Source organism: Salinivibrio sp. AR640 (assembly GCF_001995405.1).
Lineage (GTDB): Bacteria > Pseudomonadota > Gammaproteobacteria > Enterobacterales > Vibrionaceae > Salinivibrio > Salinivibrio costicola.
Map to the genome: position 1 here is coordinate 120,175 of NZ_MUFD01000001.1, position 22,903 is coordinate 143,077.

At 49.1% G+C, this 22,903-nt stretch carries 20 protein-coding genes; 9 read left to right on the forward strand and 11 right to left on the reverse strand.

What is annotated here, in order from left to right:
- Positions 1 to 19: 19 nt before the first annotated feature.
- Complete coding sequence (gene seqA, locus BZG75_RS00525; RefSeq protein ID WP_021022465.1) at positions 20 to 565, reverse strand: replication initiation negative regulator SeqA; 546 nt, start codon at positions 563 to 565, stop codon at positions 20 to 22.
- Positions 566 to 664: 99 nt separating this feature from the next.
- On the opposite strand from seqA, the gene BZG75_RS00530 reads away from it, so the two are divergent.
- From BZG75_RS00530 to fldA, 3 genes are all read left to right on the forward strand, one after another.
- A complete protein-coding gene (locus BZG75_RS00530; RefSeq protein WP_021022466.1) occupies positions 665 to 1,438 on the forward strand; it encodes an alpha/beta fold hydrolase in 774 nt (257 codons plus the stop codon).
- A 60-nt stretch (positions 1,439 to 1,498) separates the two neighbouring features.
- Positions 1,499 to 1,720, forward strand: coding sequence for a DUF2788 domain-containing protein (locus tag BZG75_RS00535; protein WP_021022467.1), 222 nt, complete (start codon positions 1,499 to 1,501; stop codon positions 1,718 to 1,720).
- Positions 1,721 to 1,829: 109 nt separating this feature from the next.
- The gene (gene fldA / locus BZG75_RS00540; protein ID WP_077460163.1) at positions 1,830 to 2,357 is read left to right on the forward strand and encodes a flavodoxin FldA; all 528 of its coding nucleotides are present in this window, start codon (positions 1,830 to 1,832) and stop codon (positions 2,355 to 2,357) included.
- A 59-nt stretch (positions 2,358 to 2,416) separates the two neighbouring features.
- Here the strand turns inward: fldA and BZG75_RS00545 are convergent, their stop codons facing one another.
- On the reverse strand, positions 2,417 to 2,905 hold the full coding sequence (locus BZG75_RS00545) for a DUF4442 domain-containing protein (RefSeq protein WP_077460162.1): 489 nt from the start codon (positions 2,903 to 2,905) through the stop codon (positions 2,417 to 2,419).
- A 196-nt stretch (positions 2,906 to 3,101) separates the two neighbouring features.
- Here BZG75_RS00545 and fcrX point away from each other — a divergent pair, with 196 nt between their 5' ends.
- Positions 3,102 to 3,548 carry a ferric iron uptake transcriptional regulator FcrX gene (fcrX, locus tag BZG75_RS00550; protein WP_021022470.1) on the forward strand — a complete coding sequence of 149 codons (447 nt, stop codon included), beginning with the start codon at positions 3,102 to 3,104 and terminating at the stop codon, positions 3,546 to 3,548.
- A gap of 70 nt (positions 3,549 to 3,618) precedes the next feature.
- Here fcrX and glnS read toward each other — a convergent pair whose 3' ends face one another.
- Together glnS and nagE are read right to left on the reverse strand one after the other, a co-directional pair.
- Positions 3,619 to 5,286 carry a glutamine--tRNA ligase gene (gene glnS, locus BZG75_RS00555; RefSeq protein ID WP_077460161.1) on the reverse strand — a complete coding sequence of 556 codons (1,668 nt, stop codon included), beginning with the start codon at positions 5,284 to 5,286 and terminating at the stop codon, positions 3,619 to 3,621.
- Between the two features lie 216 nt (positions 5,287 to 5,502).
- Complete coding sequence (nagE, locus tag BZG75_RS00560; RefSeq protein WP_077460160.1) at positions 5,503 to 7,005, reverse strand: N-acetylglucosamine-specific PTS transporter subunit IIBC; 1,503 nt, start codon at positions 7,003 to 7,005, stop codon at positions 5,503 to 5,505.
- 317 nt (positions 7,006 to 7,322) lie between these two features.
- On the opposite strand from nagE, the gene nagB reads away from it, so the two are divergent.
- From nagB to asnB, 5 genes are all read left to right on the forward strand, one after another.
- Complete coding sequence (gene nagB / locus BZG75_RS00565; RefSeq protein ID WP_077460159.1) at positions 7,323 to 8,123, forward strand: glucosamine-6-phosphate deaminase; 801 nt, start codon at positions 7,323 to 7,325, stop codon at positions 8,121 to 8,123.
- An 11-nt stretch (positions 8,124 to 8,134) separates the two neighbouring features.
- Positions 8,135 to 9,271, forward strand: a complete 1,137-nt coding sequence (nagA, locus tag BZG75_RS00570) for an N-acetylglucosamine-6-phosphate deacetylase (protein ID WP_077575873.1) — start codon at positions 8,135 to 8,137, stop codon at positions 9,269 to 9,271.
- Between the two features lie 7 nt (positions 9,272 to 9,278).
- The gene (gene nagC / locus BZG75_RS00575; RefSeq protein WP_077575874.1) at positions 9,279 to 10,493 is read left to right on the forward strand and encodes a DNA-binding transcriptional regulator NagC; all 1,215 of its coding nucleotides are present in this window, start codon (positions 9,279 to 9,281) and stop codon (positions 10,491 to 10,493) included.
- A gap of 172 nt (positions 10,494 to 10,665) precedes the next feature.
- Positions 10,666 to 12,246 (forward strand): cation:proton antiporter family protein, encoded by a 1,581-nt coding sequence (locus BZG75_RS00580; protein ID WP_077575875.1) that lies wholly within the window; start codon positions 10,666 to 10,668, stop codon positions 12,244 to 12,246.
- 289 nt (positions 12,247 to 12,535) lie between these two features.
- Positions 12,536 to 14,203 carry an asparagine synthase B gene (gene asnB / locus BZG75_RS00585; protein WP_077575876.1) on the forward strand — a complete coding sequence of 556 codons (1,668 nt, stop codon included), beginning with the start codon at positions 12,536 to 12,538 and terminating at the stop codon, positions 14,201 to 14,203.
- A gap of 72 nt (positions 14,204 to 14,275) precedes the next feature.
- Here asnB and BZG75_RS00590 read toward each other — a convergent pair whose 3' ends face one another.
- From BZG75_RS00590 to dnaX, 7 genes are all read right to left on the reverse strand, one after another.
- Complete coding sequence (locus BZG75_RS00590) at positions 14,276 to 15,577, reverse strand: inosine/guanosine kinase (RefSeq protein WP_077460153.1); 1,302 nt, start codon at positions 15,575 to 15,577, stop codon at positions 14,276 to 14,278.
- A gap of 89 nt (positions 15,578 to 15,666) precedes the next feature.
- Complete coding sequence (gene hemH / locus BZG75_RS00595) at positions 15,667 to 16,641, reverse strand: ferrochelatase (protein WP_021022479.1); 975 nt, start codon at positions 16,639 to 16,641, stop codon at positions 15,667 to 15,669.
- A gap of 163 nt (positions 16,642 to 16,804) precedes the next feature.
- Complete coding sequence (gene adk, locus BZG75_RS00600; RefSeq protein ID WP_021022480.1) at positions 16,805 to 17,449, reverse strand: adenylate kinase; 645 nt, start codon at positions 17,447 to 17,449, stop codon at positions 16,805 to 16,807.
- A gap of 155 nt (positions 17,450 to 17,604) precedes the next feature.
- Positions 17,605 to 19,500, reverse strand: a complete 1,896-nt coding sequence (htpG, locus tag BZG75_RS00605) for a molecular chaperone HtpG (protein ID WP_077575877.1) — start codon at positions 19,498 to 19,500, stop codon at positions 17,605 to 17,607.
- A gap of 201 nt (positions 19,501 to 19,701) precedes the next feature.
- A complete protein-coding gene (gene recR / locus BZG75_RS00610) occupies positions 19,702 to 20,310 on the reverse strand; it encodes a recombination mediator RecR (RefSeq protein WP_021022482.1) in 609 nt (202 codons plus the stop codon).
- Positions 20,311 to 20,313: 3 nt separating this feature from the next.
- Complete coding sequence (locus tag BZG75_RS00615) at positions 20,314 to 20,643, reverse strand: YbaB/EbfC family nucleoid-associated protein (RefSeq protein WP_021022483.1); 330 nt, start codon at positions 20,641 to 20,643, stop codon at positions 20,314 to 20,316.
- 24 nt (positions 20,644 to 20,667) lie between these two features.
- Positions 20,668 to 22,902 (reverse strand): DNA polymerase III subunit gamma/tau, encoded by a 2,235-nt coding sequence (dnaX, locus tag BZG75_RS00620; protein ID WP_077575878.1) that lies wholly within the window; start codon positions 22,900 to 22,902, stop codon positions 20,668 to 20,670.
- Position 22,903: the final 1 nt, after the last annotated feature.

A 22,903-nucleotide genomic window follows, 5' to 3' on the forward strand; every position in this document is an offset into this window, starting at 1 on the left:
CTCCCATGAGTGGCATAGATTAAATCGCGTTCACAACCTTCTCGGTCAAATCACTGGGGAACTGCATTTTTTCCATCAACTGCTCCACCATTTGGCGTTTACGACCAGTGTTGGTATTGGTGATGACCCAAAAAGGTGTATCTGGAATCTGTTTAGGTTTGGTTGTTTTGCCGCTTTCCAACAGTGTTTGTGGATTATCGGAAAAATACAGACGAGTACGTCCTTTTAACGCCATACCGTCGGCAAAACCTTGCTGATCAACACGGTATAAAGTGGTTAGGACAAGCATAAAACGGCCTATGGCACGATCTTGTGCGGCAAACTCATCTGAGATCAAAAGCGTTCGCATCGCTTTGACACGATCAGTGGACACACTCCGTCCAGCATCTTTACTGACAACAATGCCACTAGAACGAGAGGACGTCGTCGGCGCAGCTTGACTGGGCTGCGGTGCCGCATCCGACAGTAATAGGCGACGTAAAATGTCTGATGCACTTTCGCCAATATGCTGGGTTTGGCTGGCAATATAACGGTATAGATCGTCGTCAACCTCAATCGTTTTCATTGTTTTTCATCGCGTCCTGTTTATCGTTTGACGGGGCGATTATACAGAGATAGATAGGTATACTCTACGTTAAAGCCAGTAATCTGAGAGAAAAGCAACGTGTTGTTAAATGGAAAATCTCGTGGTGAGGGGTCACCACTCGTATTAATCCACGGTTTATTTGGGGATCTGGATAATTTAGGTGGGCTAGCTAAAAGCCTTGCTCAGCATTTTTGTGTCTATCAGATTGATCTCCCCAACCATGGACAGTCCTATCATACTAAGAGTATGGATTATCAAAGCCAGTCAGATGCTGTGGTTGCTTGGATGAACGCGCAACGTCTTGAGACGGTCACGCTGGTGGGCCATTCGATGGGCGGCAAAGTCGCCATGGCCATCGCCCAGCGTTTTCCCGAGCGCGTCTCGCAGCTGGTTGTGATGGACATTGCCCCCGTCGACTATCAAGTTAGCCGACATGACAATGTCTTTAACGCACTACGCGAGACCCAAACAGTTACCTTAGAAAATCGCCAGCAAGCGCAATCGATCATGAATCGATCGATCGAAAACCCAGGTGTGACCCAATTTTTATTGAAATCACTCTATAAAACCGATCACGGTCACTACGACTGGCGCTTTAATATTGATAATCTTTATCACGGTTATCGTGACATCATGGGGTGGACAGCCTTTGGACCGTATTCAGGCCCAACATTATTTGTTAAAGGACAGAACTCTGAATACATCCAGTCTGAGCATCGCGATACCATTGTCGCGCAGTTCCCCCATTCAAAAGCGCACATGGTGGCAGGCACAGGGCATTGGCTACATGCAGAAAAGCCAGCCGTGGTCGCAAGTGTCATCGAACGCTTTTTAATGCCGGGCGAGCGTTAACAGTTAAGCAACCCTTGTGGTATATTGCGCCGCAGAAGTCGGTGCTCAATGGAGGCACGCATGCTTTACGAGCACTTTCAATTGCTCGAAAAAATTGGTCTAGATCTCGTCTTCGCCGCGATTTTCTTTTTTATCGGCATGGCAATTAAAGACGTGTTACGTGAGGGCAACGTACCAGTATTCGGTCGACGGATCGTCTGGTTTGTGCTCACGCTAGGCTGTGTCGGCTTTATCGTAAAAGGGGTTATTCAATTGGTTTGGGAAGGCGTCGGTATCGGCTAACCCAACGGAGAATAATCGCCTATGCATATGGGTGTGAAAAAGCACGGCTTTTTCTTAAATTCGAGTTAGTTGCAAACAGCAACCCACTGACAAAAACGGGTATTTTTATATGGCGAGTGTAGGTCTCTTCTTTGGTAGTGACACAGGCAACACTGAAGCAATTGCGAAAAGCATTCAAAAGCAGCTGGGCAAGCAAATGGTCCACGTGCAAGACATCGCGAAAAGCAGCAAAGAAGATATTGATAACTTCGATCTGCTGCTGATCGGGATCCCAACTTGGTATTATGGTGAAGCGCAGTGTGATTGGGATGATTTCTTTCCCGAGCTAGAGCAAATCGACTTTTCCACCAAACTCGTTGCCATTTTCGGCTGTGGTGACCAAGAAGATTACGCAGAGTACTTCTGTGATGCAATGGGCACAGTGCGTGATATTATTGAAGCCAAGGGCGCGACCATCATTGGTCACTGGCCAACGGAAGGATACGAGTTTGAAGCCTCGCAAGCCCTTGTGGATGATAGCCACTTTGTCGGCTTATGCGTTGATGAAGATCGCCAACCAGAGTTGACCGACGAACGTGTGAGCAAATGGGTTAAGCAAATTCACGAAGAAATGTGTTTAGCCGAACTCGAAGACTAAAACACACTGATTCGAGAGACGTAAAAACGCCAAGGCGAGCTTAGCCTTGGCGTTTTTTATTACGCAGCTTCTTTGGGCGAGATATCACGGTATTGCCGTTTCTTTCTCACATACAGCGTGCGCTTGACTTCTGCAACCACCTCGCCATGTGCATCTTTCACATGTACCACAAATTCGGGTAACACCTTGTCACCCCGCCCTGCCTTGTGCTGAATATCAGTTAATACCGCTTCGCTGATCACAAAATCTGCATATAAATCGGTAGTCCCAGGCTTGATAAAATTGATATCAGCTTGCTTGTCCCACACATGGTACTGTGGTCCTAAAATACCCATTAACATCAATGCGTAAACAGGATCAGTTAAGGAGAAGATACTGCCGCCATATTGAGTACGATTGGCATTTTTGTTCCACCAACGTAACTTCAATCGCATATTGACACGTTTAAAGTCAGGGCTGATGTTTTCAATGCGAATACCGGCTCCCCAAAACGGTGGCCAGCTATTAAGTGCCCACTTCACCACTCGTGGCTTATAGAAACGATTCATGGTCTATTGACTTCCTTACCTGGTCCAACCAGGCAATATTCACATCTTGTAAACATTGATGCAACCACAGATGAACAATTTTCGTACGCAGAAAGCCTGGCTGATGTAGCGAGAGCAGTGCAATTTTGATAGTCTTATAGAATATTTCCTTGCTAATCCAACTGTCTTCACAGAGACAGAAAACAGGTAGATACACATGTCAGACAATAACCAGGCGTTGAAGCAAGCTGGGCTGAAAGTCACGCTCCCACGACTCAAGATCCTAGAAGTGCTGCAACAGCCAGATTGCCAGCACATCAGTGCCGAAGACCTGTATAAGAAGTTAATTGATCTAGGCGAAGAAATTGGCCTAGCGACGGTCTACCGCGTATTAAACCAATTTGATGATGCGGGCATTGTAACGCGTCACCATTTTGAAGGCGGTAAATCGGTCTTTGAACTCGCGACACAGCATCATCACGATCACTTAGTTTGTCTTGATTGCGGTAAAGTCATTGAGTTTTCTGACGACTTAATTGAAGAGCGTCAGAAAGAGATTGCCGCCCGTTTTAATGTGAAATTAACCAACCATAGCCTGTATCTGTATGGCCATTGTCAGGAGGGCGACTGCAAAGCCGATCCTTCCATTCACAACGCAGATTAATCGATGCTCACCGACTAGCGGTGTGACATAACAACAAAAAAGCCGGCGTGATAAACACGCCGGCTTTTTATTACTTCCCTTCTATTTTCGCCCAAGTATCCCTTAGGCTCACTGTTCGGTTAAAAACAAGTGCATCGGGTTGGCTATCTTTGTTATCGACACAGAAATAGCCCGTCCGCTCGAACTGATAACCTTTTTCAGCCGGCGCATTCTGCATACTTGGCTCGACATAGCCTTGCTGTACTTGCAGTGATTCTGGATTAATCGTCTCGGCAAAGTTATCTGCACTTGCTGGGTTAGGTACCGTAAAGAGGCGATCATACAAACGGAACTCAGCAGGTAACGCCTTATCGGCAGATACCCAATGAATAACGCCTTTGACTTTACGACCATCGGCTGGGTCTTTCCCTAACGTATCGGGATCGTAGCGACAATACACCGTGGTAATATTGCCGTCTTCGTCCTTGTCACAGCGTTCTGCTTTCACCACATAGGCATTACGCAAACGCACTTCTTTGTCTAACACCAGACGCTTATATTTTTTGTTTGCTGATTCGCGGAAGTCTTCGCGCTCAATCCAGATTTCACTCGAGAAGGGTACCTGGCGGGTTCCCATTTCGGGTTGGTTCGGATGATTCGGCGCGTCAAGCCACTCAACACCGTCTGTTTTGTTTTCAATCACCAGTTTAATGGGATCAAGAACAGCCATTGCGCGCGGTGCGTTGTCGTTCAAGTCGTCACGGACACAAGACTCCAAAGAGCTCATTTCAATGGTGTTGTCTTGCTTAGTGACACCAATACGCTGACAAAACTCACGAATCGACGCCGGTGTATAGCCGCGACGACGTAAGCCAGAGATAGTCAGCATACGCGGGTCATCCCAACCATTAACGAGTTGTTCTTCTACCAATTGATTGAGTTTACGTTTCGACATCACCGTGTATTCGAGATTCAGACGGCTAAATTCATACTGATGAGGCGTACAATCAATGGTGATGTTTTCCAGTACCCAATCATACAATCGACGGTTGTCTTGAAACTCTAACGTACAAAGTGAGTGAGTAATGCCCTCAAGCGCATCAGAAATACAGTGGGTGAAGTCATACATTGGGTAAATGCACCACTTATCCCCAGTTTGGTGATGATGGACAAAACGAACGCGATAAAGCACAGGATCACGCATCACCATAAACGGCGATGCCATGTCTATTTTGGCTCGTAGACAGGCTTTTCCTTCTTCGAACTCCCCCGCGCGCATTTTTTCAAACAGTGCGAGGTTTTCTTCAACAGTACGCTCACGGTAAGGGCTATGTTTGCCCGGCGCCGTCAGGGTACCGCGATACTCGCGGATCTCATCGGGTGTGAGCTCTTCAACATACGCCAATCCTTTTTTAATCAACTCGATGGCATAACCATAAAGCTTATCAAAGTAGTTTGAGGAGTAACGCACCTCTCCCGCCCAATCAAAGCCTAGCCACTGCACATCACGCTTGATTGACGCGACATACTCAACGTTTTCTTTCTCTGGGTTGGTATCGTCAAAACGCAGGTTACATTCACCCTGATAGTCTTGCGCAATCCCAAAATTCAAACAAATTGATTTAGCATGGCCAATGTGCAAATACCCATTCGGCTCCGGTGGGAAACGTGTCACGATCGCTGTGTGTTTCCCTTCCGCCAAATCTTTATCAATGATTTGGCGAATAAAATTAGTGGGACGAGCTTCAGCATCACTCATCAAGGTTACCTCGTATCAAAAATGCGAATTTTAAAGCTACATAGACGTTATGATCGCCTATTCCGCCCTCTGACTCAACCCGTTGTTGTGATTGTCTTTGCTACGCTCTCTTAATTGTTACTTTTTTAGACGAAACCAACATGCTCCGTGGATAAAAAAAACGCCCAGCAACCCGCTGAGCGTTTTCATCGTCATTATTTATCATTCAAACTAAGTTTAAGGCAACGACACCTTGGAGAGATCTTCATCTTCAGGGATCTGCTTGAGCTCCCCGGCAATAATCTCTGCCAATGGACCGAGGATAACCTGCAAGTTATTTTCGCCGAGTTTGACCACGCCCATCGCACCAATCGCTTTCAGCTTCGCTTCATCAACAATATCACGGTCAGCAACTGACAGACGCAAACGCGTAATACAGGCATCAATCGAAGTCAGGTTTTGATGGCCGCCTAATGCTTTCAAGTATTGACGCGCAAGTTCACGGTTATCACTCTTGCCATTGTTGTTGGCAGGCGCACTTTCAACCGCGTCATCTTCTCGACCTGGCGTTTTCAAGTTCATTGCCATGATAGCCGCTCGGAAGGTGGCATAGTAGAGCACAAAGAACACCAGCCCCATGACAGGAAGCATATACCACTCGTTGGCGACAGGATTTTTCGAAGACAACACCAAGTCAACAAGGCCTGCCGAGAAACCAAAACCTGCCGTCCAGTTGAACGTTGCAGCAATGAACAACGAAATACCGGTCAAGAACGCATGCAAGACAAATAGCACTGGCGCGACGAACAGGAAGGCAAACTCAAGCGGTTCAGTCACCCCGGTAAAGAAAGACGCAAAACCTGCAGCAATCATGATCGATGCCACACGTGCTTTATTCTCTGGGCGAGCGGTGTGATACATAGCCAACGCTGCACCCGGTAGGCCAAACATCATCACGGGGAAGAAACCGGCCATATACATGCCTGTAGTGCCTTTAATCGCCTCACCAGATTCTAGGCCTTGCGCACCGAGCCAGAAACGACCCAAGTCATTAATCCCGACGGTATCGAACCAGAATACCGCATTCAGCGCATGATGCAGCCCGACTGGAATAAGTAGGCGGTTAAAGAAGCCGTAAATACCAGCACCGGCGGCGCCTAAGTTGGTAATGCTTTCACCGAAGTGAACCAGGCCACCAAACACCACAGGCCAGACAAACATCAGTACAAACGAAATGGCGATAGCCACCACAGATACCAGGATAGGTACCAAGCGTTTACCACTAAAGAAGGCCAACGCTTTTGGCAGCTCAACGCCGCTATAGCGATTATAAAGCTCAGCCGATACCACACCAATCAAGATACCGATAAACTGGTTATTGATTTTGCTAAACGCTAACTCATTGTTACCCAGAGAAATATCGATTAAACCAATTTGGCTAACCGCGCCTGGGGCACATAACGTGGTGATCACCATAAAGCCAACAAAGCCCGCTAGTGCCGCCGCACCGTCTTTATCTTTTGACATCCCATATGCCACACCAATGGCAAATAAGACGGACATGTTATCAATGATCGCCGCGCCTGACTTAATCATAAAAGCAGCAAGGGCGTTATTTGCGCCCCAACCGGTTGGATCCAGCCAATAGCCGACCCCCATTAAGATCGCAGCTGCAGGTAGTACCGCTACCGGCACCATCAGCGCACGACCTATACGTTGTGCATAACCAAGAATATTCACCGTCGTTCCCCCTGTGTATTTTCTGTGTTCAGCAATTGTGCGTCTATGCGCCTTTGCTGGAACCACCACTTGAGCATTCACTCAAGGACTTTTTATTAAATCACTTCTTTTGTAAAGCAATGTTACTCACTTGCAGTTTATGGCAATAAATTCGCTTCGCAAATTAAACCCGTGCTATTTGTGAGAATCATCACCGAATAACCCCAAAACAGAAGAAAATTGTTAGCCTGATCATAAAACTTATTTTATGATGAAAATAAATGCACGTATCCGTTATGCTAGAGCCTAGATTCCGGAACCGATTACCGAGGTGACTCATGCGACTCATTCCTTTACAAACCAGCCAGCAAGTTGGTCTTTGGTCGGCGCGTTACATCGTCGATACCATTAACCAGTTTGCCCCGACCGCAGACCACCCTTTTGTGTTAGGTTTGCCGACCGGTGGTACCCCACTGAATACCTACAACCAATTGATTAAACTTCATAAAAAAGGCGAAATTAGCTTTGAACATGTGGTGACATTCAATATGGACGAGTACTGTGGTATCCCGGCCAATCATCCGCAGGCCTATCGTACCTTTATGTATGAAAACTTCTTTAACCACATAGATATTCAGGAAAAAAACATCAACCTGCTTGATGGAAATGCGACCGATATCGAGGCGGAATGCCAACGCTATGAAGAAAAAATCAAAGCCTACGGCAAAATTCATCTCTTTATGGGCGGAGTGGGTAACGATGGCCACATTGCATTTAATGAACCGGCCTCTTCGTTAGCATCGCGAACTCGGATCAAAACCTTGACCGAAGACACGCGTGTGGCAAACTCTCGCTTCTTTGATAATGATATCAATCAAGTGCCAAAACACGCGCTCACCATTGGTGTTGGTACGCTACTCGATGCCGAAGAAGTCATGATTCTGGTTACTGGTGCCAATAAAGCGCAAGCGCTCGAAGCGGCGGTGGAAGGGTCAGTCAATCATCTTTGGACCGTCTCGGCACTGCAGCTTCATCCCAAGGCCATGATTGTGTGCGATTCGCCCTCAACCGCAGAGCTAAAAGTCAAAACGGTCAAGTACTTTCAAGAGCTTGAAGCCCAAAATATCCATCATTTATAAGGAATTTAAGCATGTATGCCCTAACCCACTGCCGGATTTTTACTGGCCATGAGGTACTTGATAATCATGCCATCGTCATTCGGGAAGGCCTGATTGCAGACGTGTGCCCACAACATGCGCTTTCCACTGACATTGAAACACGCAGTCTAGAAGGTGCGATGGTTAGCCCTGGTTTTATTGATCTGCAGCTGAATGGCTGTGGCGGCGTGATGTTTAATGATGACATTACGTCCGAAACCATCGACACCATGCACCAAGCGAATCTTAAATCAGGTTGCACTAATTTCCTGCCTACCCTGATCACCAGCTCTGATGCCGATATGAAAGCCGCTGTCGCGGCAATGCGGGACCATAAAGCCAAGCACCCGCATCAAGCAGTTGGGTTGCATTTAGAAGGACCTTATTTAAATACTCAAAAAAAAGGAATTCATAGCGCTGATTATATTCGCCCAAGTAGCGATGACATGATTGCCTACTTATGCGATAACGCAGACGTCATTACAAAAGTTACTGTCGCGCCCGAGCTCACCCCCCGCGCCCATATCCAGGCGCTGACAAAGGCAGGGATTATTGTCTCGGCAGGACATACCAATGCGACCTACGCTGAAGCGAGAGAGGGCTTCGCCAATGGTATCGGCTTTGCTACGCACCTGTTTAATGCCATGACATCGATCACAGGGCGCGAGCCTGGGATGGTCGGTGCGATTTATGATACTCCCGATGTTTATACCGGCGTGATTGCTGATGGCTTTCATGTGTCATATGCCAATATTCGACTCGCGCACCAAGTAAAAAGGGATAAATTAGTGTTGGTTACCGATGCAGTCGCACCAGCAGGAGCCGACATGGATCACTTTATTTTTGTAGGTAAGAAAGTATATTACCGCGACGGTAAGTGTGTTGATGAAAATGGTACACTTGGCGGCTCAGCATTGACGATGGACCGAGCGGTGCATAACAGTGTTGAGCATGTAGGGATCGCCTTGGATGAAGCCTTGCGGATGGCGACGCTCTATCCTGCTCGCGCAATGGGCATTGATCAGCATTATGGCAGTATTCGTCCCGGAAAAGTCGCGAATCTTGCCATTTTTGACCGTTCAATCAACATTCAAGCAACGATCGTAAACGGGCACTATTTACACAGCTAGGACACCTATGACTGGCGGAAAAATTGGGAATGTCGATCTCGTAAAGCAACTGAACGGCGCAGCCGTTTATCGACTCATTGATCAACAAGGGCCTATTTCACGCATACAAATTGCTGATGTGAGTCGACTGGCTCCTGCAAGTGTGACAAAAATAACCCGCCAACTCTTGGAAAGAGGCCTGATCAAAGAAGTGGCACAACAGGCCTCAACCGGTGGACGTCGCGCCATTTCACTGACCACCGAGTGCGCCCCTTTTCATACGCTTGCCGTGCGATTGGGGCGTCATTTTATTGAGCTATCTTTGTATGACTTAAGCGGCGCCTCACTGGCTGAGCACGGTGAAACCTTTCATTACCAAGATCAAGACCAGTTGGTCAAAGGCTTAATCGATATCGTGAGCCAATTTATTGATACTCACCAACATGCCATTCGAGAGCTCATTGCCATTTCGGTTGTGATGCCAGGTTTGGTCGACCCAGATTCTGGTGTGGTCGAGTACATGCCCAATATTAATATTCAGCAACTCGCGCTCGCCGATACACTGCGCGATGAGTTTGGCGTGCAAGCCTTTGTTGGCAACGATATTCGAGGACAAGCACTCGCTGAGCACTACTTTGGCGCCAGTCAAGACTACTACGATTCAATGCTGGTCAGTGTGCATCACGGAACCGGGGCAGGGATTATCGTCAATGGCCAGATCTTTCTCGGTCACAACCGGAATGTGGGTGAACTCGGCCATGTTCAAATCGACCCTCTCGGTAAAAAATGCCAATGTGGTAACTTTGGCTGCCTGGAAACCGTCGCATCAAACGAGGCCATCATTGAGCATGCGCAGCAATTATTGGCTCAAGGTCATCCCAGCAGCCTAACGCACGATCAAACGTTAACCATCGAGGCCATTTGCCAAGCCGCCGAGCAAGGCGATGAACTGGCCCGTCAAGTCTTAGTCAAAGTCGGTAATCATTTGGGTAAAGCGATCGCGATGACGGTCAACCTGTTTAACCCACAGCTGGTCGTCATTGCGGGTAAGATCACCGCCGCCAAAAGTGTGGTATTCCCCGCCATTGAGCGCTGTGTAGAAAACCAGTCACTGCCAAGCTTCCACCAAAAACTGGCAATCGTTAGCGCGGATTTACAAACTCAGCCAACCATGGCGGCGTTTGCTTTAGTCAAGCGTGCGATGCTAAACGGTGAACTCCTTCAACAGTTACTCGAAGAATAATGCTATCGGGCTTGCTCCTCTGTAAGCCCGTTTTTCTCCCCTTTTCACATCTATCCCTCATCGGCCAAGTTAGTGACTATTTTACATTCACAGATTGACCACAAAACGTGTACATTATAGCCACGTGACAGACAAGACGTTGTCTCATTCAACTCTGGAATAAGTATAAAATATGGAACTGGTTTTTATCTCAACCGCTTTTGTTAGTGGCTACATATTAATGCGCTGCCACCTTCCCCCCTTAGTTGGCTTTCTGCTTGCCGGTTTTGCTCTCCATGCAATGGGGTATCAATCCACCCCCGTGATCACCCAGCTGGCCGAACTAGGGGTCACCCTTCTCCTTTTTACAATTGGGTTAAAGCTCGATGTCAAAACGCTGTTTGCTAAAGAAATTTGGTTTGGAGCTACCGCGCACAATGTGCTGACAACCGGCTTTTTTACCTTAGCGCTAATGGGCCTGAAAGCCTTGAGTCTTCCCATGCTATCAAGCATGGGCCTGTCAGAGATGCTGCTACTCGGTTTTGCGTTATCTTTTTCTAGCACCGTTTTTGCGATTAAAGCCTTACAAGATAAAGGCGAACTCAACGCGACGTATGGTACCTTGGCGATTGGCATGCTGATCATGCAAGACATCTTCGCGGTGATCTTTTTGACAGCCATCTCAGGAAAAACACCTGATCTGACCGCATTATTGTTATTCGCTTTGCCTCTGCTCAAGCCCGTACTCGGCAAGCTACTCGATAAGGCAGGCCATGGGGAAATGCTGGTACTCTACGCTATTTTCCTTGCACTGGTTGCTGGCGCCGGGCTATTTGGCGCGGTCGGGATCAAGCCTGATTTAGGCGCGCTCATCTTGGGAATGTTACTCGCCAGCCATCCCCGCGCATCAGAAATGGCTAAATCTCTATTTAATATTAAAGAGTTATTCTTAATCTGCTTTTTCCTCAATATTGGCTTATCCGAGCAACCTACTTGGCAAAGCTTTAGTTTTGCGTTGATTTTAATGTTACTGCTGCCGATAAAAGGCATTTTGTATTATTGGGTCGTTAGTGGTTTTCGCTATCGTGTGCGCACCGCGCTGTTTACCACCCTTACCTTGTTCAACTTCAGTGAATTTGGTCTCATTGTCGGTGGACTGGCGTACCAAACCGGATTAATGCCTGGGCCGATTCTTGTCTCTATTGCGATCGCGGTCTCGCTCAGCTTTATCTTCTCTGCGCCGCTAAATACCTTTAGTAACGCGTTGTATACATGGGCCTCGCGCTGGTTACCCGAGCGTGCTCCAGATAAACTTCACACCAGTGAACAACCCATTAATCTCGGTGACGCCAGCATATTGGTATTGGGGATGGGGCGTATCGGCACGGGCGCTTACGATGAATTGGCAACCACTCACCAGCAGCCCATCGTGGGGATTGATACCCGAGAGGAATCCGTCGCTCACCACCAGCAAGAAGGACGGCAGGTGATCTTGGGTGATGCCACCGACCCCGACTTTTGGTCCCGAGCGGTCTCAAATGGCAACGTATCACTGATTTTACTTGCGATGCCCAATAGCCAAGCCAATACACTGGCACTGGAACAAATCCGGCAAACGCCCTTTAAGGGCAAAGTGGCCGCGATTGCTAAGTACCAAGATGAGTTGGAGCAACTTAAGGCTCTGGGTGTGGACGAAGCCTTTAATATCTACCAAGAAGCAGGCAGTGGCTTTGCTCGCCATGTGCGAGAACGCTTTTCGTCATCGGCTGACTAGCGCCATTTTATCGCTGTTTTCTCCCTTATGACGCACAAGACGCTGACGCTTCTTGTGCGTTTTTGTATGTTATCTATGCTATTTTTAGTTTTTATTCGCTATTTATCGTTATTTTTAAATAATATTCATCACTGGCACGATTTAGATAACGAATTTGTTTTACCTGCTTGTGCATTTCCTCTCCCCGAGGCACAGTGTCTCTACATTGTGGCCACCACGTTGGCACCATATGACTGCCACAGCACATGGCTGCCACAGCACATCAATCAACACTATGGAGAGGAAAATTATGTGTTCAATCTTTGGAGCGCTCGACATTAAAACCGATCCGCAACAATTGCGTGACGTTGCGCTCAAAATGTCAAAAACCATGCGCCATCGAGGGCCTGACTGGTCGGGGATCTATTCATCAGATAAAGCTATTTTGGTCCATGAGCGCCTTGCGATTGTCGATCTTAACAGTGGTGCACAGCCACTTTATAACCCACAACAAACCCAAGCGTTGGCAGTGAACGGTGAGATCTACAATCACAAAGAGCTTCGTGCCGAATTCGCGGCGGATTATCCGTTCCAAACAGAATCAGATTGCGAAATTATTTTGGCGTTATACCAAGAAAAAGGCGCTGAGCTGCTGGATTACTTAAACGGTATTTTTGCCTTTATTTTGTACGATGAAGAGCAAGATGCCTACTTGATTGGCCGCGATCATATTGGCATTATTCCGCTGTATCACGGCCATGATGAGCACGGTAACTATTATGTAGCGTCAGAAATGAAAGCACTGACACCGGTATGTAAAACCATCAGCGAATTCCCTCCTGGTCACTTTTTATGGAGTAAACAGGGCGAGCCTGTCCGCTACTATAAGCGCGATTGGATGGACTATGATGCCGTCAAAGACAACCGCACCGATAAAGCCGCGCTCAAAGAGGCGTTAGAAAGTGCCGTACATCGTCAGCTCATGACCGATGTGCCGTATGGCGTATTACTCTCTGGCGGGCTCGATTCTTCCGTGATCTCTGCGATCACCAAACAGTTTGCGGCGAACCGCGTTGAAGATGATGACCAAAGCCAGGCTTGGTGGCCGCGTTTGCACTCATTTGCGATTGGCCTTGAGGGCGCGCCTGACTTAAAAGCAGCCAAAGAGGTTGCCGATCATCTAGGGACTGTTCATCACGAATTCACTTACAGCATCCAAGAAGGGCTAGACGCCATTCGCGATGTGATTTATCACATTGAAACCTATGATGTGACGACTATTCGCGCCTCTACACCTATGTATTTGATGTCACGAAAAATTCGCGCGATGGGGATCAAAATGGTGCTCTCCGGTGAAGGCGCCGATGAAGTCTTTGGCGGATATTTGTATTTCCACAAAGCGCCCAACGCACAAGAATTCCACGAGGAAACCGTGCGTAAACTGCTCGCGCTAAACATGTTCGATTGTGCCCGCGCCAACAAATCGATGGCCGCCTGGGGGGTGGAAGCCCGTGTACCTTTCCTCGATAAAGCATTTTTGGAAGTGGCGATGCAAATCAAACCGGACGATAAAATGTGCGGTAACGGTAAAATGGAAAAACACATCATTCGTGAGTGCTTTGGCGATTTACTGCCTGAATCAGTGGCATGGCGACAAAAAGAGCAGTTTAGCGATGGGGTTGGCTATGGCTGGATTGATACCTTAAAAACCATTGCCGACGAAAAGGTCAGCGACCAGCAGTTAGCCACCGCTGAATTTCGCTTTCCATACAACACGCCGACCACCAAAGAAGCGTATATGTATCGTGAAATCTTCGCAGAGCTTTTCCCGCTCGACGATGCGGCGAAATGCGTTCCAGGCGGCCCATCAATTGCTTGCTCAAGTGCCAAAGCCATTGAGTGGGATGAATCTTTCAAAAACCAAGCCGATCCCTCTGGCCGCGCCGTACGCACTGTCCATGAAAAGGCGTATCAATAACAACGCCCTTATCCTCGCAATAAAAAACCGCCAAATTGGCGGTTTTTTTATTCGCATTCAAAGCCTCTCGCCTTAGCGTTCCCAGTAGGCTTCTTCCAGGCTATCTTCACGTTCTGGCAACCCGCGAGAAAGACGTGGTGAGTGCTGCGCCAATACCTCATAGCTCACACGGTTGGCGTATTTACACACCTGAGAGAAAGACGAGTAGGTCAAAAATGGATACTGGTGTTTACGCGAGTTAGGCACATTGTCACGGTGGTAACGGTTGGCTGACATATCATGCAGCAACGCAGAGAGGGCACCGTCACCCGCGCCATTGGTATTTTTAATCCGTTCCGGTCCCCCCATATAAGGGGCAATATGCGAATATACTTTTATTGGATTTTCGCAATCGGCTTTGATCATTGGACGGCTGAACTCATACATATTGAACTCAGGAATCGCACCAGGTAGCAGCGGTAGTGACGTTTCACGTTTAGCTTTGTCTTCACTGTAGCCGGCCATGTATAGGCCAATCGGGCCTGCGGTGCAAAGCACCATGTCCACCCATTGTAGCGTCGCATCAGCCGCCAACAGCGGATCACTTTCTCCGGTCAACGCCTCGCCTTCATCTTCGTTCATGGCAACCACACTGACGTGTTCAGCGAGAAAATCGCGCCACCACTGTGGATTTTGTTCAATCACATATTTGGTGCCCAATGTCATGACTACCGGCACATTATGCTTTTTGGCATATTTGATCGCACGCATGGTCGCATCTGGCATCGGATCGCCTTCTTTACAACGGACCAAGTACGCAGTCAGTACCAACGCCGAGGCGTTTTCAAAGATATGCTCAGGAATCGAATCAGGATGGAGTTGGTTCATCAAGCCTTCGTTGATGGCAAACGTGCGCTCACCGCAATCGCCAATCAGCGCATAGCAACGACCAATCGGGCCTTGAACCGGTTGCAGGTAGTTCAGATCCATCCGGCTGGAGGTGTTACACAAATACCGATAAGAATAACTACCAATACGAATATCCTGGCTCATTACCCCTAGCAAGATCGACTGATCGTCAGCCAATGCGGAATAATTGTGTAAGGTATTACCAATGGTGCCGCCGGCAAACTCATGCGTCACCAAGTTGTTATCTTTTAGCTCTTGATACAAGGCTTCGGCACGCTCATCATCAATCACCAATGAGTGGCCCTTGCTTAAACCATAACGTTCCAGAAACTCATCACCTACTTTCGCTTCTATATCGACCAAGGTTTGATCAATGCCGATGACATGAGGGCGCTTAAAGCCGCGGTCCGTGGCAGGATTGAGCAAAGGATCCCGGGCATGAACCGGAAAGTAGTGTTTAGACTTACGTTGTCCTGGAAATTTCATGGTTCGTGTAACTTGGCTAATGGAAGGAAGGCGCGAATTCTATCACAGAATTTGCGCCTGCGTAGCGTCTGGCCTACGAATTTTCTCGCCTACCAGCCTTGCGTATGATCCGCCACCAGCGCGGCAAGTAAATCAATGTGGGCCTTGTCATCGTTTAAGCATGGAATAAAACGAAAGGCTTCGCCACCGGCTTCTAAGAAGATATCACGACACTCCCCGGCGATTTCTTCTAAGGTTTCCAAGCAGTCAGATGAAAACGCGGGCGTCATGATATCTAACGTTTTGACCCCTTGGGCTGGCAACCCTTCCAAGGTTTTATCGGTGTAAGGCTTCAGCCACTCTTCACGGCCGAACCGTGATTGATAACTCATCATAATGGCATCATCTGGCAAACCTAATTCGGCTTGGAGCAACGCGGTGGTCTGCTGGCAATGCTGCGGGTACGGGTCGCCATTATCGGCAAAACGCTGCGGGATCCCATGATACGAACATAACAAGCGATCCCCTTTTCCATGCTGCTCCCAGTGGCGTTTCACCGACGCCGCCAACGCGGATTGATAAGCAGGGTGATCGTGATAATGATGCACATAGCGCAATTCGGGAATACGTGGTCGCCCTTTGAGTGATTTCGCTACCTTATCAAAGACCGCCGCCGTGGTGGTGGCCGAGTATTGTGGGTAAAGCGGTACGATTAGAACCTTTTCACAGCCTTGTTGCTCCAGCGTCTCAATGCCCTGGATGATTGACGGTGTCCCATACGTCATTCCCAACGCAACTGGCATATCTACTTGTTTTGCTAACGCATCACGCTGACGTTTGGCATACACCATTAACGGTGAGCCTTCTTCCATCCATACACTTTGATACAGTTTGGCGACCTTGGGTGACCGTACCGGCAAAATCACGCCGTGCAATAATGGGCACCATAACCAGCGAGTTAAATCGACCACTCGGTGATCATGCAAAAACTCAGAGAGAAAGCGCTTTACCGCGGCGGGCGTCGGTTCATCTGGCGTCCCCAAGTTGACCAATAGCACGCCAACTTGGTGTTTATTTTCTGTCATGATGGTTGTCCTTGGCATCGGCTCAGTCAAAGAGCGAATAATAGTAATGAGTGACATGCAGCTTGCCATAAAAAAACCGGAGCGACTAATCGTCTGCTCCGGTTTCTGCTATCCGTCATACCAATGACGTCATAGGGTTACACCGCATCGGGCGTGGCGCTGATTAGCCGAGTACTTTTTGAATCTCGGTGCTAACCTGCTCAACCGCTTGGGTGCCGTCAAAAGTGACAAACTGGGTATTGCCAGCATCGGCTTCTTTTTTATAGTACGCAATCAGTGGTGCCGTTTGATTGTGATACACGTTTAGACGCGCACGCACTGTCTCTTCTTTATCATCATCACGCACCACCAGCGGCTCGCCCGTCACGTCGTCTTTCCCTTCCTCTTTCGGTGGGTTATAAACCAGGTGATAGGTGCGACCAGAGGCCAGATGAGCACGGCGACCACTCATACGCTCTACGATAACGTCGTCCGGAACGTCGAATTCGAGTACGTAATCGATCGCGATACCGATCTCTTTAAGGCCATCCGCTTGCGGAATCGTACGTGGGAACCCATCTAGCAAGAAGCCGTTGGCACAATCATCTTGCGAGATACGCTCTTTAACTAGGCCAAGAATAATGTCGTCAGACACCAATTCGCCCGCATCAATAACTGCTTTGGCTTTTAAACCAAGCTCAGTGCCCGCTTTAATCGCGGCGCGCAACATGTCACCGGTAGAAATTTGCGGAATCCCGTATTTTTCCATGATGAACTGCGCTTGCGTCCCTTTACCCGCGCCCGGTGCACCCAAAAGAATGATGCGCATAGTGATCCCCTTTATGATTATTTAGGTTTCGTTAAACTGCGTCTATCGCCGCAAAGACCCGAAACATACACGCTTAGCCAAACGCTATCAAGCCCGGCATCCGGCCGGGCTTGTCGTTCGTCACTGAGTATGTTGATTGACTCGACCTGTGTCGATTATACCTTGGTCAGAAGTTGATTGACCGACGCCAAGAACTCTGACGGATCATCCATGCTGCCCTTCTCTGCCAACATCGCTTGGCCGAGCAACATTTCTACCCAAGTACCAAATTTTTGCTCGTCGCTTTCATCCGCCATGCGCTTGATGAGATCATGCTCTGGGTTTAGCTCAAAAATGTATTTCACATCAGGCGCTTGCTGGCCAGCGGCTTCTAGCAACTTCGCCATTTGTGTGCCCATTTCAAACTGATCAGTCACAACCACAGCTGGGGTGTCTGAAAGCTTAAACGTGGTGCGCACATCTTTCACCCGCTCACCTAGGTGAGATTTCACCCGCTCAACCACAGATTCAAACGCTTTTTCGGTTTCTTCGCGCTCTGCTTTTGCCTCTTCATCGTCGAATTGGCTGAGGTCGAGATCCGCTTTGGTGATCGCTTGGAACGATTTGCCATCGAACTCGGTCAGGTAGCTCATCAGCCATTCATCGATGCGATCGTACATCAAGATCACTTCAATGCCTTTGGCTTTAAACTGCTCCAAGTGTGGGCTGTGTTTCGCGGCGTTATAGCTATCTGCCGTGATGTAGTAAATCTTGTCTTGCTCTTCTTTCATGCGCGACACATAGTCGGCCAACGACACGGTTTGCTCAGCGCTGTCTTCGTGGGTTGAAGCAAAACGCAGCAAGCCAGCAATTTTTTCTTTATTGCTGAAATCTTCCGCTGGGCCTTCTTTCATCACCAAGCCAAACTCACGCCAAAATGTTTGATACTTGTCGGCATCATTTTTGGCCAGTTTTTCTAGCATCGACAGAACACGCTTGGTGCACGCCCCCCGCAGCGATTGAGTGATCTTGTTATCTTGTAAGATCTCGCGCGATACGTTGAGCGGCAAATCGTTAGAATCAATCAAACCACGTACAAAGCGCAAGTAGCTTGGCATAAATTGTGACGCATCATCCATGATGAACACGCGCTGTACATAGAGTTTCAGTCCATGTTTGTGCTCGCGGTTGTAAAGATCCCACGGCGCCTTAGAGGGGATATACAACAAACTGGTGTAATCATTTTTACCTTCAACCCGGTTATGGCTCCAGGTTAGCGGCTCTGCAAAATCATGCGAAACATGCTTATAGAATTCTTTATATTCTTCAGCAGAGATATCGGACTTGGCACGGGTCCATAGCGCTTGCGCTTTGTTCACTTGCTCCCATTTGCCTTCGCCAGTCTCGTTCCCTTCCTCGTCTTTCTCTTGTGTCCACATTTCAACCGGAATACCGATGTGATCCGAATATTTACCGATCACTTCACGCAGGCGCCAGTCGTTAAGGAACTCTTTCTCATCGTCTTTGAGGTACAGCGTAATGTCGGTGCCACGTTCCGCTTTACTAACAGGCTCAAGTGTATATTCACCTTCACCGGTCGATTCCCATTGCACCGCTTCGTCAGCCCCAAGCCCTGCAGCACGGGTACGTACCGTTACTTTATCCGCGACAATAAAGGCGGAGTAAAAACCGACACCGAACTGGCCAATCAAGTTGGAATCTTTGCTTTGGTCTTCGTTCAGTTGTTTTAAAAACTCTTCGGTGCCTGATTTGGCGATGGTGCCGAGATTGGCAATAACATCGTCACGGCTCATGCCGATGCCGTTGTCAGACACGGTGAGTGTGCCGGCTTCGCTATCAAAAGACAGACGAACACGCAGATCACCGTCGTTTTCATACAGCTCAGGCGCTGATAGCGCTTTAAAGCGCAGCTTATCCGCGGCGTCCGACGCGTTTGAGACCAGCTCTCGAAGAAAGATCTCTTTGTTTGAGTAGAGAGAATGGATCATCAACTGCAGCAATTTGGAGGTATCTGAACCAAACTGGTGTTTTTCTGGGGTTTTCACGCTCATGTCAATCTACCTAACACTATGATGTTTAAAGGCTGAGTGGGTAATCGACCCACGTCACGAAGAATTCATATTCAGTACCCCAGGATATAAGGGCCACATCAGTCGCTTTCAAGGTGTGACTGGTCAAATAAACATCAGTTGAGAAAAAGAAAGCCTAACCGGGCGGTTAGGCTTGATAAGCGGTTAGCAATATTGACGCCGTTAGCGATATTTAAGCTGTTGACGACCAATAATGGAGTGCGACAGCGTAGTGCCATCCACCAATTCAAGCTCACCACCCATGGGAACACCATGGGCGATACGGCTCGCGCCCACTTGGTGTTCTTGGCAAAGCTCGGCGATGTACTGCGCCGTGGCTTCCCCTTCTACCGTGGGATTGGTCGCCAGAATAAGCTCTTCAATCGGTTCACTTTGCAAGCGCTTTTCCAAAACGTCTAAACCGATATCTGCCGGCCCAATCCCATCTAATGGCGACAAGTGCCCCATTAAGACAAAATAGCGCCCGGCATATTGGCCGGTCGCTTCAACGGCGGCAATATCGGCCGGGCTTTCAACCACACAAATCAGTCCGGTTGCTTGTCGTTTCGGGTTATCACAAATGGCACACACGTCTTGCTCTGTAAATGTCCGGCACTGGCTGCAGTGGCCAATGTCGGTCATTGCCGTGCTCAGTGACTGCGCCAGGGCAAGCCCCCCTTGGCGATTACGTTGCAAAAGATGATACGCCATTCGCTGCGCCGACTTGGGACCCACCCCAGGTAAACAACGCAGCGAGTCCATCAGCTGTTCAAGTAACTGGCTGGTGCGCATAGATTAAAACGGCATTTTCATGCCCGGTGGTAACTGCATACCGCCTGTCACGTCTGCCATTTTTTCTTTCTGTTGCTCTTCAACACGACGTGCAGCATCGTTGAATGCGGCTGCAATCAAGTCTTCCAACATGTCTTTGTCATCTTCCATCAAGCTATCATCGATGTCGACACGACGGATGCTATGGCTGCCTGTCATGGTCACTTTCACCATGCCTGCGCCCGCTTCGCCTGTCACTTCCATGCTGGCAATTTCTTCTTGTACTTTTTGCATGCGCTCTTGCATTTGCTGCGCCTGCTTCATCATGTTGCCCATTCCGCCTTTACCAAACATAATTCTCTCTCTTGGTTAGGTGTCTTAAATTGGTCGAATGCTGTCTTCTTCTAACTCCGCCGCAAAACGTTGAAGCATAAAGGTGACATTCGGATCATTATGCAGGCTGTGTGTCGCCTGCGCTAATTTTTGTTGATAGCGTTGCTCGCGCCGCTCTAACGGTGTGATTCCCGACGTGCCGAGCTGTACCTCCAAGGTTATGGGGGCGCCCAAGGCCGTCGTCAAGGCCTGCGTTAATTGTTGCTGCGCTTTTTCGGTATTCAGATGTGATTGATCAGGCCTTAATGTCAGCCGAACCTGGTCGCCTTCACGCACCATAGCGGCATTGAGCGCCATTTGTTTCACCAACCGCTCGACCTCAAGGCTATCGGCCAACGCACACCAAGGATCTTGTTGGTTGGTCTCCTGCACCAACTTATCGCGCATTGCTGGCGTTTTCTCATGCTCAAGCGCTTGTTTGAGCGCCTTTGGCGTCAACGACGACGCGGTGGCTGGCGCCTTGGTTTGGGGCTGAGAAGGACGCCATTGATAAGGCTCCGTCGCCGCCAATGATGTGTCGCGTTGCCGTGCGGGCACCGGCTCAGATGGCGTTGCAGTGGAGGTCGCGACTGAGTTGGCGTCAGACACAGGCGATGTCGATTCTGCAGCGGTCGCAACGCGATCCAACACAGATAATGCATCACTCTTGGCCGGTGTCTGTCTCGCCTTTTTTGCGCCAGACTCTGTCTGACTAGTTTGTCGCTTCATCCTGCTACGCAGCTGGTTGCGGGCTTGAATCAAACTCGATGCCGCAGACGCGGGTGCCTCACTGGCTGGCACCTCTGATGCGTTCGTTGCTGGCGTCGCGTCTGTCGCGGGAGCCGATGCAGGCGATATCGGTGTGCTGTCATCGTGATCAGCCGCTGACGAAGCGTGATCAGGCACAGATGCGAGCGGATCGGCCGGCCTAGTGTCAGGCGCAGAGGGTGTCGCCGAGATAGATGATTCGGATGAGGCAGGCCCACGGCGCTCCGACGCGGCAACTTGCGCTTTTAATGCGCTAATTGCTTGTGTCGGATCAGGGTTTTCGCTCGCCGCTTTGGGCTGGGCGTCTGACGCCATACTTGAGGCGCTTGGCTGCGACGTTGGGGCGTGTTCGGGCACGGCAATAGTCACCGGCTCATAAGGGACCGTTTTAACCGGCTGGAACGCCAACATCCGCAGCAATACCATCTCTAGTCCCGCACGTCCATCGGGGGCATAGGGTAAATCTTGTCGACCCTGCAGCGCTATTTGGTAACATAGCTGCACATCTTGCGGCGTTAAGCGCGACGCTAAAGCCTGTATGCGTGCGTGATCACCCTCTGCATCATCGCGGGTTTGAGGCAGTGTTTGCGCCAACGCAATTTGATGAAGCTGGCCTGCGAGCTCTTTAAGCAACCCATCCCATTCGACGCCAATTTGTGCAATCTGCGCCAGCCCATTCATCAGCTCAACCGCATCTTGATTCACTAATGCTTCCAGTAACAACAACGCATTGTCACTGCTTAAGGTCCCTAGCATTTCTGCTACTGCGCGGGTGCTAATCTGACCGTTACCGAGCGCAAGTGCTTGATCGGTTAAGCTCAGCGCATCGCGCATACTGCCTTCTGCCGCACGTGACAGTAGCATCAGCGCGCGCGCGTCAGCTTCAATGCCCTCTTGGCCCAGAATGTAATCGAGCTGGGTTTGGATCTGACTGGCGTCAAAATGTTTTAAATGAAACTGCAAGCAGCGCGACAAAATGGTCACCGGCAATTTTTGCGGATCCGTGGTCGCCAGCAAAAATTTCACATACTCGGGTGGCTCTTCCAGCGTTTTAAGCAAGGCATTAAAACTATGCCGCGACAGCATGTGGACCTCATCAATCAGGTACACCTTATACCGTCCACGTGCGGGTTTATACTGGACGTTATCAAGCAGCTCGCGCGTATCTTCTACCTTGGTGCGTGACGCCGCATCAATTTCCAACAAATCAACGTAACGCCCTTCATCAATTTCACGGCAGGTGGCGCATTGGCCACACGGTGAGGACGACACGCCCTGCTCGCAATTTAACCCTTTGGCAAAAATACGTGCGATGGTGGTTTTACCCACCCCCCGTGTTCCACTGAACAGGTAAGCATGGTGCAGGCGGTCATGATCGAGCGCATTGGCGAGCGCCGTCAGCACATGGCTCTGCCCCGCCACCGCGTCAAAGTTATGGGGGCGCCATTTGCGTGCAAGAACTTGATAACTCATG

Bases quoted from the DNA above. Each gene is read 5' to 3' on its own strand.
- BZG75_RS00580 (WP_077575875.1), top strand. From the start codon at position 10,666: ATGGAACTGGTTTTTATCTCAACCGCTTTTGTTAGTGGCTACATATTA.
- fldA (WP_077460163.1), top strand. From the start codon at position 1,830: ATGGCGAGTGTAGGTCTCTTCTTTGGTAGTGACACAGGCAACACTGAA.
- nagA (WP_077575873.1), top strand. From the start codon at position 8,135: ATGTATGCCCTAACCCACTGCCGGATTTTTACTGGCCATGAGGTACTT.
- BZG75_RS00590 (WP_077460153.1), bottom strand. From the start codon at position 15,577: ATGAAATTTCCAGGACAACGTAAGTCTAAACACTACTTTCCGGTTCAT.
- nagB (WP_077460159.1), top strand. From the start codon at position 7,323: ATGCGACTCATTCCTTTACAAACCAGCCAGCAAGTTGGTCTTTGGTCG.
- nagC (WP_077575874.1), top strand. From the start codon at position 9,279: ATGACTGGCGGAAAAATTGGGAATGTCGATCTCGTAAAGCAACTGAAC.
- htpG (WP_077575877.1), bottom strand. From the start codon at position 19,500: ATGAGCGTGAAAACCCCAGAAAAACACCAGTTTGGTTCAGATACCTCC.
- glnS (WP_077460161.1), bottom strand. From the start codon at position 5,286: ATGAGTGATGCTGAAGCTCGTCCCACTAATTTTATTCGCCAAATCATT.
- recR (WP_021022482.1), bottom strand. From the start codon at position 20,310: ATGCGCACCAGCCAGTTACTTGAACAGCTGATGGACTCGCTGCGTTGT.
- BZG75_RS00535 (WP_021022467.1), top strand. From the start codon at position 1,499: ATGCTTTACGAGCACTTTCAATTGCTCGAAAAAATTGGTCTAGATCTC.
- fcrX (WP_021022470.1), top strand. From the start codon at position 3,102: ATGTCAGACAATAACCAGGCGTTGAAGCAAGCTGGGCTGAAAGTCACG.
- BZG75_RS00615 (WP_021022483.1), bottom strand. From the start codon at position 20,643: ATGTTTGGTAAAGGCGGAATGGGCAACATGATGAAGCAGGCGCAGCAA.
- BZG75_RS00545 (WP_077460162.1), bottom strand. From the start codon at position 2,905: ATGAATCGTTTCTATAAGCCACGAGTGGTGAAGTGGGCACTTAATAGC.
- asnB (WP_077575876.1), top strand. From the start codon at position 12,536: ATGTGTTCAATCTTTGGAGCGCTCGACATTAAAACCGATCCGCAACAA.
- adk (WP_021022480.1), bottom strand. From the start codon at position 17,449: ATGCGCATCATTCTTTTGGGTGCACCGGGCGCGGGTAAAGGGACGCAA.
- dnaX (WP_077575878.1), bottom strand. From the start codon at position 22,902: ATGAGTTATCAAGTTCTTGCACGCAAATGGCGCCCCCATAACTTTGAC.
- seqA (WP_021022465.1), bottom strand. From the start codon at position 565: ATGAAAACGATTGAGGTTGACGACGATCTATACCGTTATATTGCCAGC.
- hemH (WP_021022479.1), bottom strand. From the start codon at position 16,641: ATGACAGAAAATAAACACCAAGTTGGCGTGCTATTGGTCAACTTGGGG.